At 71.6% G+C, this 16,452-nt stretch carries 16 protein-coding genes; 7 read left to right on the forward strand and 9 right to left on the reverse strand.

What is annotated here, in order from left to right:
• Positions 1 to 227 precede the first annotated feature (227 nt).
• Genes AB0H12_RS12320 through AB0H12_RS12330 form a run of 3 tightly spaced genes read right to left on the reverse strand, consistent with a single transcriptional unit; the run spans position 228 to position 3,948 of the window.
• Positions 228 to 2,045: a dynamin family protein gene (locus AB0H12_RS12320; RefSeq protein WP_499622841.1), complete on the reverse strand. Its 1,818-nt coding sequence runs from the start codon at positions 2,043 to 2,045 to the stop codon at positions 228 to 230.
• A complete protein-coding gene (locus AB0H12_RS12325) occupies positions 2,042 to 2,434 on the reverse strand; it encodes a nucleotide exchange factor GrpE (RefSeq protein ID WP_498771538.1) in 393 nt (130 codons plus the stop codon). Before AB0H12_RS12325 ends, AB0H12_RS12320 begins: the two co-directional genes overlap by 4 nt.
• Positions 2,431 to 3,948, reverse strand: a complete 1,518-nt coding sequence (locus AB0H12_RS12330) for a dynamin family protein (RefSeq protein ID WP_499622842.1) — start codon at positions 3,946 to 3,948, stop codon at positions 2,431 to 2,433. The genes AB0H12_RS12325 and AB0H12_RS12330 overlap by 4 nt, the downstream gene beginning before the upstream one ends.
• An 86-nt stretch (positions 3,949 to 4,034) precedes the next feature.
• Here AB0H12_RS12330 and AB0H12_RS12335 point away from each other — a divergent pair, with 86 nt between their 5' ends.
• The 3 genes from AB0H12_RS12335 to AB0H12_RS12345 all read left to right on the forward strand — a co-directional run bounded on the left by AB0H12_RS12335 (position 4,035) and on the right by AB0H12_RS12345 (position 6,479).
• Positions 4,035 to 4,517 carry a hypothetical protein gene (locus tag AB0H12_RS12335; protein ID WP_230572694.1) on the forward strand — a complete coding sequence of 161 codons (483 nt, stop codon included), beginning with the start codon at positions 4,035 to 4,037 and terminating at the stop codon, positions 4,515 to 4,517.
• A gap of 111 nt (positions 4,518 to 4,628) precedes the next feature.
• A complete protein-coding gene (locus AB0H12_RS12340; protein ID WP_499623168.1) occupies positions 4,629 to 5,792 on the forward strand; it encodes a sensor histidine kinase in 1,164 nt (387 codons plus the stop codon).
• 30 nt (positions 5,793 to 5,822) lie between these two features.
• Complete coding sequence (locus AB0H12_RS12345) at positions 5,823 to 6,479, forward strand: response regulator (RefSeq protein WP_053714464.1); 657 nt, start codon at positions 5,823 to 5,825, stop codon at positions 6,477 to 6,479.
• Positions 6,480 to 6,504: 25 nt separating this feature from the next.
• Here AB0H12_RS12345 and AB0H12_RS12350 read toward each other — a convergent pair whose 3' ends face one another.
• Positions 6,505 to 7,416, reverse strand: a complete 912-nt coding sequence (locus AB0H12_RS12350; protein WP_499622844.1) for an SDR family oxidoreductase — start codon at positions 7,414 to 7,416, stop codon at positions 6,505 to 6,507.
• Positions 7,416 to 7,988 carry a TetR/AcrR family transcriptional regulator gene (locus AB0H12_RS12355; RefSeq protein WP_499622846.1) on the reverse strand — a complete coding sequence of 191 codons (573 nt, stop codon included), beginning with the start codon at positions 7,986 to 7,988 and terminating at the stop codon, positions 7,416 to 7,418. The genes AB0H12_RS12350 and AB0H12_RS12355 overlap by 1 nt, the downstream gene beginning before the upstream one ends.
• A 50-nt stretch (positions 7,989 to 8,038) precedes the next feature.
• Between AB0H12_RS12355 and AB0H12_RS12360 the strand changes: the two genes are divergently transcribed.
• A complete protein-coding gene (locus tag AB0H12_RS12360; RefSeq protein ID WP_499622848.1) occupies positions 8,039 to 8,833 on the forward strand; it encodes an HAD family hydrolase in 795 nt (264 codons plus the stop codon).
• 54 nt (positions 8,834 to 8,887) lie between these two features.
• Here AB0H12_RS12360 and AB0H12_RS12365 read toward each other — a convergent pair whose 3' ends face one another.
• The 3 genes from AB0H12_RS12365 to AB0H12_RS12375 all read right to left on the reverse strand — a co-directional run bounded on the left by AB0H12_RS12365 (position 8,888) and on the right by AB0H12_RS12375 (position 12,100).
• Positions 8,888 to 10,507, reverse strand: coding sequence for a hypothetical protein (locus tag AB0H12_RS12365; protein WP_499622849.1), 1,620 nt, complete (start codon positions 10,505 to 10,507; stop codon positions 8,888 to 8,890).
• 5 nt (positions 10,508 to 10,512) lie between these two features.
• Positions 10,513 to 11,352 carry a hypothetical protein gene (locus AB0H12_RS12370; RefSeq protein ID WP_499622851.1) on the reverse strand — a complete coding sequence of 280 codons (840 nt, stop codon included), beginning with the start codon at positions 11,350 to 11,352 and terminating at the stop codon, positions 10,513 to 10,515.
• A 313-nt stretch (positions 11,353 to 11,665) separates the two neighbouring features.
• On the reverse strand, positions 11,666 to 12,100 hold the full coding sequence (locus AB0H12_RS12375) for a PPOX class F420-dependent oxidoreductase (RefSeq protein ID WP_499622853.1): 435 nt from the start codon (positions 12,098 to 12,100) through the stop codon (positions 11,666 to 11,668).
• Between the two features lie 213 nt (positions 12,101 to 12,313).
• Between AB0H12_RS12375 and AB0H12_RS12380 the strand changes: the two genes are divergently transcribed.
• The 3 genes from AB0H12_RS12380 to AB0H12_RS12390 all read left to right on the forward strand — a co-directional run bounded on the left by AB0H12_RS12380 (position 12,314) and on the right by AB0H12_RS12390 (position 15,050).
• A complete protein-coding gene (locus tag AB0H12_RS12380; protein ID WP_499622854.1) occupies positions 12,314 to 13,234 on the forward strand; it encodes an ABC transporter ATP-binding protein in 921 nt (306 codons plus the stop codon).
• A 6-nt stretch (positions 13,235 to 13,240) separates the two neighbouring features.
• Entirely contained in the window at positions 13,241 to 13,999 is a 759-nt protein-coding gene (locus tag AB0H12_RS12385; RefSeq protein ID WP_499622856.1) for a hypothetical protein, read from the forward strand.
• Positions 14,000 to 14,141: 142 nt separating this feature from the next.
• Positions 14,142 to 15,050, forward strand: a complete 909-nt coding sequence (locus AB0H12_RS12390; RefSeq protein ID WP_499622858.1) for an ABC transporter ATP-binding protein — start codon at positions 14,142 to 14,144, stop codon at positions 15,048 to 15,050.
• A 51-nt stretch (positions 15,051 to 15,101) separates the two neighbouring features.
• Here AB0H12_RS12390 and AB0H12_RS12395 read toward each other — a convergent pair whose 3' ends face one another.
• Entirely contained in the window at positions 15,102 to 16,286 is a 1,185-nt protein-coding gene (locus tag AB0H12_RS12395; protein ID WP_499622859.1) for a S8 family serine peptidase, read from the reverse strand.
• Positions 16,287 to 16,452 lie beyond the last annotated feature (166 nt).

A 16,452-nucleotide genomic window follows, 5' to 3' on the forward strand; every position in this document is an offset into this window, starting at 1 on the left:
CGGAATGAGCGAATCAGTCGCACGTGAACGGGCGTGTCGTAATGGTCAAGCACCCGTTAAGTAGACCGCCACGAGATTCGACACAAGGAGCGAGAACTAGGCAACACCACGTTAAATTGCACCCACAACGAGCCTTTGACCTGCGTAAATAATGTCGATCTTAGTCCATTCAGGCGACAGGCCGCATCTATTTCTAAAATGGCTCGTTAATCAGGGTTCGCCATTTGCTAAACGCGGTCGCGCACTGCCCGGATGCGCGCCAGAAGTTCGTCCACCTTCGTCCGGCCGGCGGTGAGCTCGGCCAGCCGACGCGTCACCGCCTGGAGCGCCTTGGTGCGTTCGCCGGCCTCCATGCGCAGCGCCTTGTCGACCTCGCGCAGTTCCGCCTCGATCGCGTCGACCCGCTTGCCCAGCGCGTCGTCCAACGCCAGCGACAGCTGCTGCTCGGCCTCGATCAGCTGCTCGGCCACCAGCTGGTCCACGGTGGACCGCGCGTCCGCGATGGCGTCCGACAGCCACTGCTTGAGGTGCTGCTTGTCGGCCGAGTGCTTCCTGGTCCGGGCCATCCACCAGCCCGCGCCGAGCCCCAGCGCGATGGTCACCGGCAGCACGATCGGGTTCAGCGCCGCCACCCCGAGCCCGGCCAGCGGCAACGCGGCCAGCCGGCCCGCGCCCAACCCGCCGGACACGCCCATGAACACCAGCAGCTTGTCCTCGGCGGTCGGCGCGCGCTTCTCCGGTGGCCGCAGCACGACGGGCGGCGTCACGCCGCGCGCGAACTGCCCCCGGATCACGGCCAGCTCCTCGGGCGAGAACAGGTCGGCCAACGCCGAGTCGGCGACCCGGGACAGCCGCACGCCCAACCCGGCGCTGATCCGCCCCGACACCACCTGCAACGCCGTGTCGACCTCCTGCGGCAACACCGCCAGCCGCTCGCGATCGGCCGAGTCGATGGCCGTGCGGAACCACGTCTGCACGTCCCGCATCTGGCGGCTGACCTCGTGCGCGCCCTCCACCCGCGCCCGCTGCACCTCGCCGCGCAGCCGCACCTGCCAGCTGCGCGTCGACGAACGGCGTTGCGAGTTCAGCTCGTCGCGCCGTCCGCGCAGCGTCTCCGCCTCCTCCTCGCCCGACGACAGCGCCCTCTTGTCCGCCTCGTTGCGCGCGATCAGCTCGTCCAGCACGGTCGCCAGCGCACGCAGCCCGTTGGCCTCGCCGAGCATCGCCGCCCGGCCGACCACCAGCTCCTGCAACGCCTCCTGCAACCCGCCGATCCCGGACCGGTCCCGCAGCATCGCCGCCGCGTCCGGGTTCGGGGCCTTGGCCGCCAGCTCGAACATCCGCGACGACACCGGGTGGAACACCGCGCCGCGGAACCTCGGCGCGTGCTCGGCCAGCAGCGCCTGGTCGGCCTCCAGCACCTGCCGCCAGCCCCGGTACTGGTCGACCTTGGTCAACGCGAACACCACGGTCTCGACGCGTTCGCCGACCGTGCGGAGGAAGTCCAGCTCACCGCGCGTGAACGGGGCCGAGGCGTCGACCACGAACAGCAGCGCGGTCGCGGTCGCGGCGGCTTCGGCGGCCAGCTCGCCGTGCACGGAGTCGAGCCCGCCGACACCCGGCGTGTCCACGACGGAGAGGCGTTCCAGCAGCGGGATGGGCGCCTCGACCTCGACGTAGCGCGGCGGCAGCATGCCCTCGGGCAGCTCGTGCGCCGCCGACACCCAGTTCACGATCTCGGACCGCTCGAACGGCACCGGCGACATCGACCCGGCGTAGCAGGCGCGGGCCGACCACTCCTGGCCGTGCCGGAACACGAGGTAGGTGGCGGTGGCCACCTCGGCGTCCACCGGTGACAGGTTCGGCGTCGCCAGCAGGGCGTTGACCAGCGAGCTCTTGCCCCGGTTCGTCTCGCCGACGACCACGACCGACGCCGGGCCGGCCCGCCGGGTCTCCACGAACGACGCGGCCGACGGGTCGAGCGCGCGGACCAGGTTGGTCAGCTTCTCCCTGGTCTGCCGGACCGCCTGCGGCAGGCCGCTCATCGCGCGGTGTAGACGGTGACGACGGGCGCGCGCAGCGTCCGGCCCCGGTCGGCGAAGCCGACCACCTCGGTCTCGGCCACCACGCCGTCCAGCGACGCGTCGTTCGTCGGCACGGTGCCGCCCGCCTCGTGCCGCGACGGGTCGAACCGCTCGCCGTCGGGCCGCAACGGGGTCACGCCGATCGCCGCCAGGCCTTCTTCGAGCCGTTCCACCACCCCGGCGCTGCGGGCGCGGTCCAGCGCGTAGAGGCACAGCTGCACCAGGGCGCGCCGTTCGGCCAACGCCTGGTCCAGCAGCTCGTCGGCGATGGTCGTCTCCAGCGTCGCCGCGCCCGGGTGCGTCTCCACAGCGTGGTCGGACGCCGTGCCGCCCTGTTCCGTTCCGCTCATCGCCGTCCCCGCAGTTGTTGCCAGATCAGGAAGTACGCCCGGTGCACCACGTGCGCCACCCGGCTCTGCGCGGGCGTGGCGCCGAACGACGCGAAGGAACGCCACCAGCCCGCCCGCTCCAGGGCGTAGGCGATGAGCTCCTGCGGCGGTCTGCCGCGCAGGCCGAGCTGCTCGGCGAGGTCCGGCGAGCTGCCGAACCGCAGCACCTCTTCCACCAGGTCGTTCGGCATGGCCACGGCGCCGGACGCGACCAGCGTCAACGCCTCCAGCAGCCGCAGCTGGTGCGCCTCGGGCTTGGCCAGCAGCACCTCGATCGCGTCGTGCACGCGCTGCCGCTCGTTCGGGTCGCCGGAGGCGGCGGCCAGCGAGGTCACCGACGCCAGCGCGGCGGCGGCCTTGATGCCGTCGGCACGGGACCGGAACACCGCGTTCAGCTTGGCCCGCACGCCGTCCAGCCCCGAGGCGTCGAGCAGCTTGCGGCGCAGCGCGCCCGCGGTGATGCCCGGCTCCGCGTCGATCGCTTCGAGCGCTTTGCCGACACCGTAGAGGTCGAGCTTCTCCAGCAGCCGGGTGCGGGTGCCGACCGGCACGTCGCACTCCCAGCTCACGAACAGGTCGGCGGAGATCAGCATGGTCTCGCGGGTCGCGTCGTCCAGGTCGGCCAGCCGGCGCAGCGCGTCCGCGTCGGCCGAGGTGAAGCCGCCGGTCTCGGTGGACTCGGCGACCAGGCCGATCACCGGCAGCACGTCCGCGACCCGCGGCTTGAGGGTGAGCGCCTGCCGTTCGGCGAGCAGCACGGCCGCCTGCCACGTGTCGCCGTTGGAGCCCTCCACGGTCTCGGCGGCGATCGTGTCGGCCTTGTTCAGCACCGCGATCGCGTTGACCGGTCCCGCCTCGCGGCTCGCGGTCGCGGCGGTGAACGCGGCGAGCGCCTGCTGGTCGTCCGCGCGCACGCCCTGCGTGACCACGTACAACACCGCCTCCGCGCCGGCCACCGCGCTGCGCGACACCGGGTCGAGCTCACCGCCGAGCAACGCCTCGGTGCGCGCCACGGACGCCGCGTCGAGCGAGCCCAGGCCGGGTGTGTCGATCACGGTCAGGTCCCGCAGCACCGCGTTGGTGAGGTAGGCCTCGATGTGCGACACCCGGTCGACGTCGACGCCCAGGTCGGGCGGGATCGAGCCGTTCGCCTCGAACGGCAGCACCTGCTTGCGGCCGTCGGCGAACACCACCTCGATCCGGTCCACCGTGCCGTACTGGAAGCGGGTCACCAGCCGGGTGCACTCGCCGACGTCCGTCGGGGCGACGCGGCGCCCGATCAACGCGTTGACCAAGGTCGACTTGCCGGACTTGATCCGGCCGGCGACGGCCACCTGCAACGGCGCGGACAGCCGCCGCAGCACCTCGCCCAACCCCGCCGCGGTCGCGGGCGAGACCTGGGGGCGCAGGCCGGCGCAGAGGTTCGCGACCGCCGCCGAGAGCGGACCGGCGAGCTGCTTGGCCTGCGTCGTCACGCCGGAGATCGTGCCACGTGCGGGTGGCGCGCGGTTTGCGAACGCGGCGACCGGGGTATTTCCGCGACCGACGAGGGAGGTCACCCATGGAACAGGGATATGCGGTGTTCCTGCTGCTCGGGGTGGTGCTGGTGATGATCGACGGCCAACTCATCTACCGCAGCGGCAAGGGCTACATGAGCCGGGCGTACGGCGACCCGGAAGCGGCCAGGTCGATGACCCGGCTGGCGACCGTGCTGTTCCACCTCGTGGTGCTCGGGCTGCTCGCCATCGTGTCGATCATCTCGGTCAACACCGGCGACCCGGTCAAGGACGTCGTGGTGAAGCTCGGCGTCATGCTCCTGGTCCTGGCGCTGGTGCACGCATTGACGATGATGATCCTCGGCCGCATCCGCGACCGGCAGCTCCAGCAGCAGCTGGCCGACGAGATGTCCGAGGAGCACCGCCAGTACGAGCAGCAGCGGTCCGTGCCGCCGCAGACGCGGGTCGAGCCCGTGCACGGCGCGCCCGCGCCGCGGGTCGAGGCCGAGGTCGAGGTCGACCCCAGGCAGATCAAGACCACCAGGTAGGACCCCGGGGTTTCATCCGCCTGGAGGACTAGGCGGGGGTCAACCCGTGGCGCGACGCGCGGCGTCGCGACCCCTACCTAACCTGGTCACGTGCGGCGGCTGAGCCTGTGGATGCGAGCGCACCCGGTCTTCGGGGATTCCCTGATGGCCGGGGTGCTGCTCGTGTTCGAGCTGGGCGTGCTGGCGGCCAACCAGTCGGCGGTGAGGGTCTCCACGCTGCTGTTCGTGGGCGCGATGATGATCGTGCCGGTCGTGTTCCGCCGCAAGCACCCGCTCGGCTCGTCCTACGTGATCCTGTTCGGCGGGGCGATCCAGCTGCTCACCCACGGCGACCTCCAGACCGGGCTGCCGATCCGGTTCGCGGACTTCTCGCTGGCGATCGCGCTGTACACGATCGTCGCCTACGTCGGCAGGCGGCAGGGCCTGCTGTACGCGATCTGGCTGGCGATCGGCACGTTCGTGTGGGCGCTGTGGCCCATGGGCGCGGGCGTCGAGGCCGCGTTCATGGTGTTCGTGATCGCGGTGGTGTTCGGGTTCAGCTGGGCGATGGGCGAGTTCGTCGGCGCCCGCCGCGCCTACAACCGGGAGCTGGAGCAGCGGCTCAAGCTGCTGGAGACGGAACGCGACCAGCAGGCGCGGATCGCGGTCGGCGAGGAGCGGTCCCGGATCGCGCGCGAGCTGCACGACGTGGTCGCGCACGCGGTGAGCGTGATGGTGGTGCAGGCCGACGGCGCGAGCTACGCGATCAGGAGCAACCCGGACCTGGCCGAGGCCGCCGTGCGGACCATCGCCGACACCGGGCGGCAGGCGTTGACCGAGCTGCGGCGGCTGCTGGGCGTGCTGCGGTCGGAAGACCAGTCCGGCACGCAGTGGGTGCCCCAGCCCGACGCGGGCGACCTGCACGAGCTGGCCGAGAACTGCCGGGCCGCCGGGCTGCCCGTCCGGCTGGAGACGCTCGGCGACCTCTCCGCGCTGCCCGCGGGCCTGGGGCTCGGTGTCTACCGGATCGTGCAGGAGGCGTTGACGAACACGCTGAAGCACGCGGGCGCGGGGGCCTCGGCGGCCGTCCGCGTCACCCAGGCGGGAGATCGGGTGGAGGTGGAGGTGGCCGACGACGGGTTCGGCACGCCGCACGACCTGGTCGCGGTGTCGGGGGGCAACGGGCTGATCGGCATGCGCGAGCGCGCCGGCGTGCTCGGCGGCACGCTGGAGGCGGGCCCCAACCCCGGCGGCGGGTGGCGGGTCCGGGCCGTGCTGCCGTTGGCGCCGTCGTAGGGTGCCGGTCTGGCTGGGAAAGGTGACTTCGTGATCCGGGTACTGCTCGTGGACGACCAGGAGCTCATGCGCATGGGCTTCCGGATGGTGCTCGGCGCGCAAGAGGACGTCGACGTGGTCGGCGAGGCGGCCAACGGGCTCGACGCCGTGCAGCTGGCCGAACGGCTGCGGCCGGACGTGGTGCTGATGGACGTGCGCATGCCCGTGCTCGACGGGGTCGAGGCGACCAAGCGGATCGCCGAGGCGGGCACCGCGAAGGTGCTCGTGATGACCACGTTCGACCTGGACGAGTACGCGTTGTCGGCGTTGCGCAACGGCGCGTCAGGGTTCCTGCTGAAGGACACGCCGCCGGGCGACCTGGTGTCGGCGTTGCGCGCGGTGGCCAGCGGCGACGCCGTGGTGTCGCCTTCGGTGACCAAGCGGCTGCTGAGCCGGTTCCTCGGCGAGGGCGGCGGCGAGCTGCGCGACGCGGCGGTGCTGGAGGCGCTGACCGAGCGGGAGCGCGAGGTGCTCGTGCTGATCGCCAAGGGGCTGTCGAACACCGAGATCGCGCGGAAGCTGTTCCTGTCCGAGGCCACGGTGAAGACGCACGTCGGGCGGATCCTGGCGAAGCTCGAACTGCGCGACCGCGTGCAGGCCGTGGTGCTGGCCTACGAGACGGGACTCGTCCGACCCGGCGACGTCTGACCGGGCCGGACGCGTCCCGTGCCGGTCACCGGTACTTCGACACGTCCGCCGTCGTCGGGTCGACGCCCGCCTTGAAGACCTCCTCGTACCAGCGGCCCCAGTCCGGCTGCGAGCCGTCCAGGTCGGTGAACCCGTACTCCCGCATGAGGGTCCACGAGGCGAGCGCCTTGCCGGTGAACCGGTGGCGGTCCGGGTCGGCGGCCAGCGCCGCCACGCCGCGGCCCACGTAGCGCGGCGTCTCCGACATCGCGTAGTGCGGCTCCTTCGCGATCGCGTCGCGCCAGTTCGCCTCGGTCACGCCGAAGTGCTCCAGCATCTGCTCCGACCGCAGGAAACCCGGCGTGACGGCGACCGACGTGCCGCCGAACGCCGCCAGCTCCTTCGCCATCACCGTGCCGATCCGCCGGATCGCGACCTTCACCGAGTCGTAGGCGAGCGACTCGCTGTAGAAGTCGTCGCTGTCGCCGTCGGTCACCTCGACCAGCAACCCGCCGGGCTTGCGGACCAGCAGCGGCAGCAGGCGGTGCAGCGTGACGAAGTGCGCTTCCATGCTGTTGCGCCACATCCGCAGCTGGCGGTCGAGGTCCTGCTCCCAGAACACCTTGAACTCGGTGTCCGCCTCGCCGCCCCAGACGTCGTCGACCAGGACGTCCAGCTGGCCGTCCACTTCGGACTCGACGCGGGCGCGGAACGCGTCCACGTCCGCCGGCACGGTGAAGTCGCACCGCACCGGGATGCCCCGGCCGCCCGCCGCCGTGACGAGCTCCGCCGTCTCCTCGATCGTCTCGTCCCGGCCGATCGGCGACTTGTGCCCGCGCGTCGACCGCCCGCCGACGAACACCGTCGCACCGGCCGCACCCAACTCGACCGCGATGGCACGCCCCGCGCCCCGCGTCGCCCCCGTGACCGCCGCGACCTTGCCCTCCAACGCCGACATCATCTCCCCTTCCAAGCGTCCAGCACCGCGTCCACGTCCTCCGCCAGCCGGTCGGCCAGCTCGCCGCGCGGCCGGACGGACCAGTCCATCGACACGCCGTAGAGCAACCCCGTGAGCACCCTGGCCGCGTGTTCCGGTGACGGGCCGTGCGGGAGATCCACCCGTCGGGTGAGTTCCACCACGGTCCGCTCGGTCGCCGCGTACAGCTCGGCGAGCAGCGCCCGCAGCTCCGGGTCGATCAGGTCGACACCGAGCTGGGCCAGGTGGTTCTGGGCCTCGGCCGGGTCCACCACGCCCTCGAACCAGGTCAGCAACGCCGCCCGCAACCCGTCGACCGGGTCCTGCGCCGAGGCCGCCGCGGCGTGCATCCGCCGCACGTTCCCGTCCATGGTCTGCCTGGTCAGGGCCTGGAGCAGGCCGCTCTTCGAGCCGAACCGGCCGGCCACCGTGCCCACCGAGACGCCCGCCCGCTCGGCCACGTCGGCGATGGTGAACCCCGGCCCCTTGCGGCCGATCACCTCCGCCGCGGCGGCCAGCAGCCGTTCGTCCGTGATCGTCTTCGGTCGTGCCACGGCATTATTGAACCACGGTTCAGTAACCGTCGCCCAGTAGGGTGACACCAGTGACCTGGAGACCACGCCTCATCGCCCTGGACATCGACGGCACGATCACCCCCGTGGGCCGCGAGGACGTCGCACCGGCCGTGCGCGCGGCCATCGGCCGGGCCGTGGACCACGGCGCGCACGTCGTCCTCTCCACCGGCCGCAGCCTGGTCGGCACCCGGCCGGTCATCGACGACCTCGGCCTGCGCGAGACCACCGCGATCTGCTCCAACGGCGCGGTCTGGTGGGACACGAGGACCCGCGAGGTGATCCGGAAGGTCGAGTTCGACCCCGGGCCGTCGGTCGAGCGCCTGCGCGCCCTGCTGCCCGACTCGGTGTTCGCGGTCGAGCTGACCGGGGTGGGGAACCTGGCGCTCGGCCGGTTCCCGGACGGCGACCTGTGGGGCGAGGTGCGCGAGGTGTCGTACGGGGAGCTGGTGGCCACGGCGACGTCCCGGCTGGTCATGCGCTGGGTCGGCCGCACGCCGGAGGAGCTGGCGCTGCGGATGCTCGACGTCGAGCTGCCCGGCGTGACGGCGTCGTGCGACCACAACGAGCCGTGGCTGACGCTGTCGCCCCCCGGCGTGACCAAGGGCGCGGCCCTGGAGGACCTGCGGGCCGAGCTCGGCGTGCCCGAGGAGGACACGCTGGCCATCGGCGACGGCTCCAACGACGTGGAGATGCTGCGGTGGGCCGCGCACGGCGTCGCGATGGGACAGGCGCCGGTCGCCGTCCGGGAGGTCGCGGACGCGGTCACCGGCACGATCCTCGACGACGGCGCGGCGGCCGTGCTGGACCGGTACTTCGCCGCGTAGTCGCGGTGCCCTGGCGGCGGGCCGGCCCGCCGCCAGGACAGCGCGCTCAGACCACTACTTCTTGGTCTTCTTCTTCGGCTCCTCCGCCTTCTTCTTCGGCTCCTGCTTCTTGGGCACGGTCTCGGCCTTCGTGCCGGTGCCGCGCACCTTGGCGAGCCGGTCCTTGACGCAGGTGTCGTAGCCGCCGCAGACCTTCGAGGCGGCCTCGTACTGCTTCTTCGCCACCGCCGGGTCGATCTTCTTCTCGGTCGGCTTCGTCGTGACCTTCTTGGTCTCGATCGGCTTCTTCGGCTCGACGGTCTTCTTCGTCGTGACCTTCTTGGGCTTGGTCGGCGTCTTCACCGGCTTGGCCGCGGCCTTGGCCGCCCGGAGCTTCTTCACGCGGTCCGTCACGCACGTGTCGTAACCGCCGCACTCGCGCCGGGCCTGCTGGTACAACGGGTCCGCGTTCGACTTCCTGGCGTTCCCGTCCGCCTTCGCGATGTCCTTCGCGTTCTTGTCACGCAACTTCTTCACGCGATCCGTCACGCACGTGTCGTAACCGCCGCACTCGCGCCGGGCCTGCTGGTACAACGGGTCCGCGTTCGACTTGTCGGCCACCTTCTTCGCGGCGGCGAGGGCATTCCGGTGCGCGATCAGCCTCTCGCCGAGCATGAGCGCCGTGTTGTGCGAGAACTCCTGCCGCGGCCGCACCATCTTCTCGACGGGGTTGAGCTTCTTGCCTGCCAGGTAGTGGTCGATCATCCGATCGCGCAGCTTGGGGTCCTTCAGCGCTTTCTGGTACCACTCCTCCTGCCGCCGCGCCATGTCGCCGACGACGACCTGGGTCATCACGCCGCCGTAGATGTCACCCACCATGCCGCTGCGGCCGCCGCGCACACCGGTCGGCACGCGCACCTTGGGGCCGACCACCGGCAGCGACCCGGTCTTGACCGGCGTCTTGGTCTTCACCGGCGTCTTGGTCGACGGCGTCTTGACCGGCGTCTTGGTGACACCGGACGACGGTCCCAGCGGCTTCTTCGGGTCCTTCTCGGCCGGCGTGCCGCCGGTGTCGTCGCCGTCGTCGCCGTCCTTGTCCTTCTTCGCCTTGCGCTTGCGCCACTCGTCCAGGCAGGTCGCGGCGCACTCGATCGCGCCTTGGGCGTACGTCTTGGCCGAGATGTCCCCCGGGTTCTCCTCGTCACCCCCGAAGTACTTCTTGGCGAGGCACTTGAAGACGCACCGGATGATCTCGTTGCGCTCGGACTTGCTCATCCTGCTGTCGAGCTCGAGCCAGACCGAGATGGTCTTCCCGGTGACCTTGTTCTTGGCCGTGACGAGCGTCTGCGTCACGGGGCCGCGCTTGATGTGCTTGGCCACGTGCGGTGTTTCGAAGATCCCGGCATCGCGGTGCTTGCCGGGTTTGCCGAACACCGGCGGCCAGATGCTCGGCCGGCCCGGTTCGCGGTGCTTGCCGGTGTGCTTCTTGGGCTTGCGGTGGTCGGGCTTGTCCGCGTCCCCGCCGGGGTCGGCGGACGACGACGGCGGTGGCGGAGGGGGCGCGGCCATCGCGACCGGTCCCGACAGCATCACGCCCCCGGCGACCGCCGCGGCCACCAGCACGGCCAGGCCCCGCTTCACGCGGTCCGGCCACGGCGACCGTGCCACGTCCGCCGCTTCGATGTGGTCCGACATGTCGGTCACCACCCGCCGGAGAACGCGGGCGCGATCTCGACCTCGTCGGCGCCGACCCCGGACACCAACGCCCCGTGGTCACCCGACCAGGTGATCTCGGGTCCGGTGGCACCGAAGGTGCGCGTCGCCTCGTGGCCCGCCTCGGCGGAGGGCTCCACCACGGGCGCGATCTCGTGCTCGCCCGCGTGGAAGTGCTCGAAGTCCGGCGGGGCCGGCGAGTACGGCTCGCCCTCCGGCGACCCGCTCTCCGACACCCTGGTGCCGAACGACTCGACGACCGGGGACTCGACGACCGGGAACTCGATGGCCGGCGACTCGACGGCCGGCGGAGCTAACAGCGTCTCGACCGGCTCGGTGGCGCGGTCGGCCGGGGCGGTGACGTCCGCGACGGTCTCCTCCACCGCGTCCGGCACGGCGACGTCCGACCCCACATCCGGCACGACATCGGCCACGACGTCCGGCACGACCGCCCGCAGGGCGGCCACCTCGGCGTCCAGGTCCGCGACCGCGTCCGCGACGGCCACGAGTTCGGCCACCTCCGCGCCGTCGACCAACGGCGCGTGCGCCGGCTCGACAGGCGCCTCGACCACGACGGGCGCGGACTCGACCGGGACCTCGACCGGCACGTCCGCCGGGACCTCCGCGGGCTCGTCGACGGGCGGCGTCGGCTCGGTCGGCGCCAGGTCGTCCTCGGTGATCGTGGGGAAGTCCTCGTCCGAGGGCGGCACCTCGACCGCGGCGGGCGACGAGGTCGCGGTCTCGAAGGAGACGCGGGCCGCGTCGGCGCCGTGCGAGGAGCCGACGATGTACGCGACGGCGGCCACCGCGGCGGCCGACGTGAACATCAGGGCGATCCCGAGCCATCGGCCGCGCGGCGAGAACCGCGCCCCCGGTGGGTCGGTCGGTGGCGTGGCCGGCCTTCGCCGTGACGCCGGTACCGATTTCCGTGACATGTGTCCGGGCCTCCCTCCTCCCACCGCCACCGGGCGCGCGAACGGCCCTGGGAGATGACGGCGGGGGATGGGAGCCAGGCAAGCAGTCCCGGTGACCGCGGGGCAACGGATTCGGGCGTACGGGACAGTCCCGGACACCCGGACAGCGCGATCAGCGCAGGTCGGACGCCTACGACCCGGACACGGGGACACAGCGGCACGGCCGCTAGGGAGCCACCTCGGTCTTGGCGACGACCACGGCCTCGCGGACGCGGACGACCACCTCGCCCGGCCCGCCGTTCAGCTCGGCGAACTCGTTCGCCCGGCCCGCGCCCATGTACCGGGCGCCGATGCGGCCCGCCCAGTAGCGCACCTGCTCGGGGTCGTCCTCGACCTCGGCGCGGCCGGACACGGTGACGAAGGCGAACGGCGGCCGTTCGTCGTCCAGGCAGACCGAGACCCGGCCGTCGCGCCGGATCGCCCTGCCCTTGATCGACCCCAGGTTGGTGGTGAACACGAGCGTGCCGGCGTCGAGGTCCACCCAGACGGGCGTGACGTGCGGCGACCCGTCCGCGCGGACGATCGCGAGCTTGCCGGTCCGGGCGGGCGCGGCCGACACGAACTCGCGCCACCAGCCCTCGGGTGCGTCGGTGTGAGCCATGACCGCACACCGTAGAGGCATCCCATCCCTGAGAACGAGGCGGTGAACGCCTAGGGGACAACTCAGGGTGAACACGGATTACTACGACCGAGGTAGCTACCACGATAAGACTGAAGTCGCACTGACGAGTCAACTACAGACCGATGTGCTCGACCCGGTGGACCGGGCAAGGTTCAGCCTAGTCCGGGGGATGTGTCGTCCAGGGGAGAAGTCATGATCGAGGCTATCGGCCTCACCAAGCGCTACGGGAAGACGGTGGCGGTGGACAACCTGTCCTTCACCGTCGAGCCCGGCAGGGTCACCGGGTTCCTCGGTCCGAACGGCGCGGGCAAGTCCACCACCATGCGCATGATCCTCGGCCTCGACCGGCCGAGCGCCGGCAAGGTGCTGATCGACGGCAAGCCGTACGCGCAGCTCGACCGCCCGCTGCGGACCGTCGGCGCGCTGCTCGACGCCAAGTGGGTGCACCCCAACCGCTCCGCGCGGGCCCACCTGCAGTGGCTGGCGAAGTCCAACGGCCTGCCCGACCGCCGCGTCGACGAGGTGCTGGACATGGTCGGCCTGACCAAGGTCGCCAAGCGCCGCGCGGGCGGGTTCTCCCTCGGCATGTCCCAGCGGCTCGGCATCGCGGGCGCCCTGCTGGGCGACCCGAAGGTGCTGCTGTTCGACGAGCCGGTCAACGGCCTGGACCCGGAGGGCATCCTCTGGATCCGCCAGTTCATGCAGGGCCTGGCCGCCGAGGGCCGCACCGTGCTGGTGTCGAGCCACCTGCTGTCGGAGATGGCGCTGACCGCGCAGGACCTCGTGGTCATCGGGCGCGGCAAGCTCATCTCGCAGTCCAGCACCACCGAGTTCGTCGAGCGGTCGACCGAGAACACCGTCCGGGTGCGCAGCCCGCACGCGGACAAGCTGGGTGCGATGCTCATCGACAAGGGCTTCACCGTGCGTGAGGACTCCGACGGCTCGCTCACCGTGTCTGGTGCCCTCAGCGACGAGATCGGTGACATCGCGGCGGGCAGCGGCGTGGTGCTGCACGAGCTGAGCCCGCAACGAGGTTCGCTCGAGCAAGCGTTCATGCAGCTCACGGGCGATTCTGTCGAGTACCACGCCGAACTCGCCGAGACGGGGAAGTGACCACCGATGACTCTGCTCGCCGTTGAACGGATCAAGCTCTTCTCCACCCGCTCGCCCTGGTGGTGCATGCTGCTGGCGGTCGGCCTGACCGTCGGCCTCGGTGCGATCTTCGCGCTGAACTGGGGCGGCCCGATGCCCGTGATGGGCACGGTGATCGTCTACAACTTCGGGCTGTACGTGGTCATGGTGATGGCCGCGCTGGCGGTGACCACCGAGTACCGCTTCGGCACCATCAAAGCGACGTTCCAGGCGGTGCCCGACCGCATCTCGCCGATGATCGCGAAGGCGGTCGTCGTGATGCTGCTCTCGGGCGTGGTCGGCCTGGTCGCCGCGTTCGGCTCGTGGGGCCTGAGCCGGGCCATCGCCGACGACGCCTCCGGTCTGGCGCTGGACTCCGCCGCCGACTGGCGGCACCTCGTGGGCGTCGGCCTGGTCTTCGCAGCGGGCGCGCTGCTCGCCCTGGGCGTGGGCGCGATGGTGCGGCACACCGCGGGCGCGGTCTCGATCATCCTGGTGTACGCGCTGGTCGTGGAGAGCCTGGTCGGGCTCATCCCGAACATCGGCGACGACATCCAGAAGTGGCTGCCGTTCCTGGTGGCCCAGAAGTTCATCCTCGGCGACCCGGACACGGGCGGCATCCCGGCCGGCGAGGGACCGCCGGTGGTCGGCGAGCTGAGCCCGTGGGGTTCGTTCGCGTACTTCGCCGGCATCGCGCTGGCGATCTACATCATCTCGCTCGTCGTGGTGAAGCGGCGGGACGCGTAACGGGCAGGCCCGCGCGACCGGCATTCGGGGGCCGGCGCGCGGGCAGCCGGGGGAAAGGGGGAGCTCGGGTCACCTTCGGGGGGTGGCCCGGGCTCTTCTGCTTCAGGTATTGCCACCAGCGTTTGATCGGACGGGAGATGTCATGATCGAAGCGACCGGCCTCACCAAGCACTACGGCAGGACCGTGGCCGTGGACGACTTGTCGTTCACCGTGCAGCCGGGCCGGGTCACCGGCTTCCTCGGCCCGAACGGCGCGGGCAAGTCCACCACCATGCGGATGATCCTGGGCCTCGACAACCCCACCCGCGGCAAGGTCACCGTGAAGGGGCGCGACTACCGGTCGCTGCACGAGCCGCTGCGCGTGGTCGGCGCGTTGCTCGACGCGAAGTGGGTGCACCCCAACCGCTCCGCGCGGGCCCACCTCAACTGGCTGGCCCGGTCGAACCGGATCCCGGACCGGCGCGTGGACGAGGTGCTGGACATGGTCGGCCTCACGCAGGTCGCCAAGCGCCGCGCGGGCGGCTTCTCGCTGGGCATGTCCCAGCGCCTCGGCATCGCGGGCGCGCTGCTCGGCGACCCCGAGGTGCTGCTGTTCGACGAGCCGGTCAACGGCCTGGACCCGGAGGGCATCCTCTGGATCCGCCAGTTCATGCACCGGCTCGCCGACGACGGCCGCACCGTGTTCGTGTCGAGCCACCTGCTGTCGGAGATGGCGCAGACCGCGCAGGACCTGATCGTCATCGGGCGCGGCAAGCTGATCTCGCAGACCAGCACCGAGCAGTTCATCAAGGACGCCACCGAGGACACCGTCCGCGTCCGCTCGCCGCAGCTCGACCGGCTGCGCGAGCTGCTCGACGGACGGGCCCGCGTCGCCGAGGCCGCGGCCTCCGACGGCGCGCTCGTCGTGCACGGGGTGGAGCCCGCGTTCATCGGCGAGCTGGCCGCGTCGAACGGCATCACGCTGCACGAGTTGAGCCCGCAACTCGGTTCGCTCGAAGAGGCGTTCATGCAACTCACGAAGGAATCCGTGGAATACCACGCGACCGAGTGACCGGTGCGCCGCCGCGGTACCGGAAACCGATTCGCCGACCGCGCCCGCGGGTCAGAACCGGTCGTTGCGCCAGAAGTCGTCGGACGGCGGCGGGATTTCGGTGACGACCGGCGCCGGCGCGCGCCGGATCCGACTGCGCCGGGCCAGCAGCACGCTCACCGCCGCCACCACGACCCCGACCGCGGTCAGCCCGCCGAACGCCACCAGCAGCCGACCGCCCCCGTCCACCTCGGACGGCGGCGCGGCGGCGTCCTCGCCCGACGGGGGCGCGGGTTCGGCCGAGGTCGTGCGCGGCGGCGGCGCCAAGGGGTTGCGCTGCACCGGCGGCACGTCGGCGGTCAGCGCGGCGACCGGGTTGACCTGCCCGAACCCGGTCACGTTGTCCCGGCCGGGCGCGAGCAGGTCGGTGGCGGTGGCGATGAGCCGGTTCACCACGTTGCCCGCGTCCAGGTCGGGGTAGCGGGCGCGCACCAGCGCCGCCGCGCCCGAGACCAGCGCCGTCGCCGCGCTCGTGCCGTCCACCTCGGCGTAGCCGGTCTCCACGACCGACACCGGCACGGCGGTGACGATGCGCTGCGCGGGCGCGGCCAGCACGGTCTCCGGGCCGGTGTTCGACTCCGGCCACGGCCCGTTGCCCTCGATCGTGCCGGAGACCGCGATGACGCCCTTGATGTTGGCGGGCGCGCCCACGTGCTCGTCGCCGTCGTTGCCGGTGCCGGCGACCACCACGGCGTCGTTGTCGAACGCGTAGTTGACCGCGCGCAGCAGGTCCGGGGTGAGCGTCGCGAGCGAGGTCAGGGACAGGTTGATGACGTCGGCACCCTGGTCGACGGCCCAGGTCACGCCCTCGGCGACGGACGCGGTGGTGAACTTGTCGCCGTCCGCGCCGACCGAGACCGGCATGATCATCGCGCCGGGCGCGACGCCGAGCGCGCCGCCGTCCACCGCCCGGCCGGCGATCAGCGTCGCCATCGCGGTGCCGTGGCCGTCGTTGTCCTCGGTGCCGTCCGTGCCGCTCGCCGAGCCGAACCCGGCGCCGGGCAGCAGCGCGCCCGCGAGGTCCGGGCGGGTGTCGTCCACGCCCGAGTCGACCACCGCGACGACCACGCCGTCACCCCGCGTGGTGGCGTGCGCGGCGGACACCCCCAAGGCGGCCAGGTGCCACTGCCGCTCCTCGATCGTCTGCGCCCGCGCCACGCCCGGTACGACCATCGCGATCAAGATCGCGGCGGCCACCGCTCTCCCCGTCACCAATTCCCCCTGTGTTCGGGATCACAGATATTCCAGGTCAATCATGTTTCACAGTTCTTGATTCGGGCAAGCGGAGTAAGGCGTTCGTTAAGACGTCGTGAACTCCGGCACAGCCCCATGACAAGCGGATCTGAACCCGGTCAGATGGAAA

Origin of the sequence: Actinosynnema sp. NPDC023794 (assembly GCF_040639675.1) — a bacterium.
GTDB lineage: Bacteria > Actinomycetota > Actinomycetes > Mycobacteriales > Pseudonocardiaceae > Actinosynnema > Actinosynnema luteola.

What these genes read in the sequence shown, in the direction of transcription:
- AB0H12_RS12320 (WP_499622841.1), bottom strand. Translation starts at nt 2,045, where the DNA reads ATGAGCGGCCTGCCGCAGGCGGTCCGGCAGACCAGGGAGAAGCTGACC.
- AB0H12_RS12325 (WP_498771538.1), bottom strand. Translation starts at nt 2,434, where the DNA reads ATGAGCGGAACGGAACAGGGCGGCACGGCGTCCGACCACGCTGTGGAG.
- AB0H12_RS12335 (WP_230572694.1), top strand. Translation starts at nt 4,035, where the DNA reads ATGGAACAGGGATATGCGGTGTTCCTGCTGCTCGGGGTGGTGCTGGTG.
- AB0H12_RS12340 (WP_499623168.1), top strand. Translation starts at nt 4,629, where the DNA reads ATGCGAGCGCACCCGGTCTTCGGGGATTCCCTGATGGCCGGGGTGCTG.
- AB0H12_RS12350 (WP_499622844.1), bottom strand. Translation starts at nt 7,416, where the DNA reads ATGTCGGCGTTGGAGGGCAAGGTCGCGGCGGTCACGGGGGCGACGCGG.
- AB0H12_RS12365 (WP_499622849.1), bottom strand. Translation starts at nt 10,507, where the DNA reads ATGTCGGACCACATCGAAGCGGCGGACGTGGCACGGTCGCCGTGGCCG.
- AB0H12_RS12370 (WP_499622851.1), bottom strand. Translation starts at nt 11,352, where the DNA reads ATGTTCACGTCGGCCGCCGCGGTGGCCGCCGTCGCGTACATCGTCGGC.
- AB0H12_RS12375 (WP_499622853.1), bottom strand. Translation starts at nt 12,100, where the DNA reads ATGGCTCACACCGACGCACCCGAGGGCTGGTGGCGCGAGTTCGTGTCG.
- AB0H12_RS12380 (WP_499622854.1), top strand. Translation starts at nt 12,314, where the DNA reads ATGATCGAGGCTATCGGCCTCACCAAGCGCTACGGGAAGACGGTGGCG.
- AB0H12_RS12385 (WP_499622856.1), top strand. Translation starts at nt 13,241, where the DNA reads ATGACTCTGCTCGCCGTTGAACGGATCAAGCTCTTCTCCACCCGCTCG.
- AB0H12_RS12390 (WP_499622858.1), top strand. Translation starts at nt 14,142, where the DNA reads ATGATCGAAGCGACCGGCCTCACCAAGCACTACGGCAGGACCGTGGCC.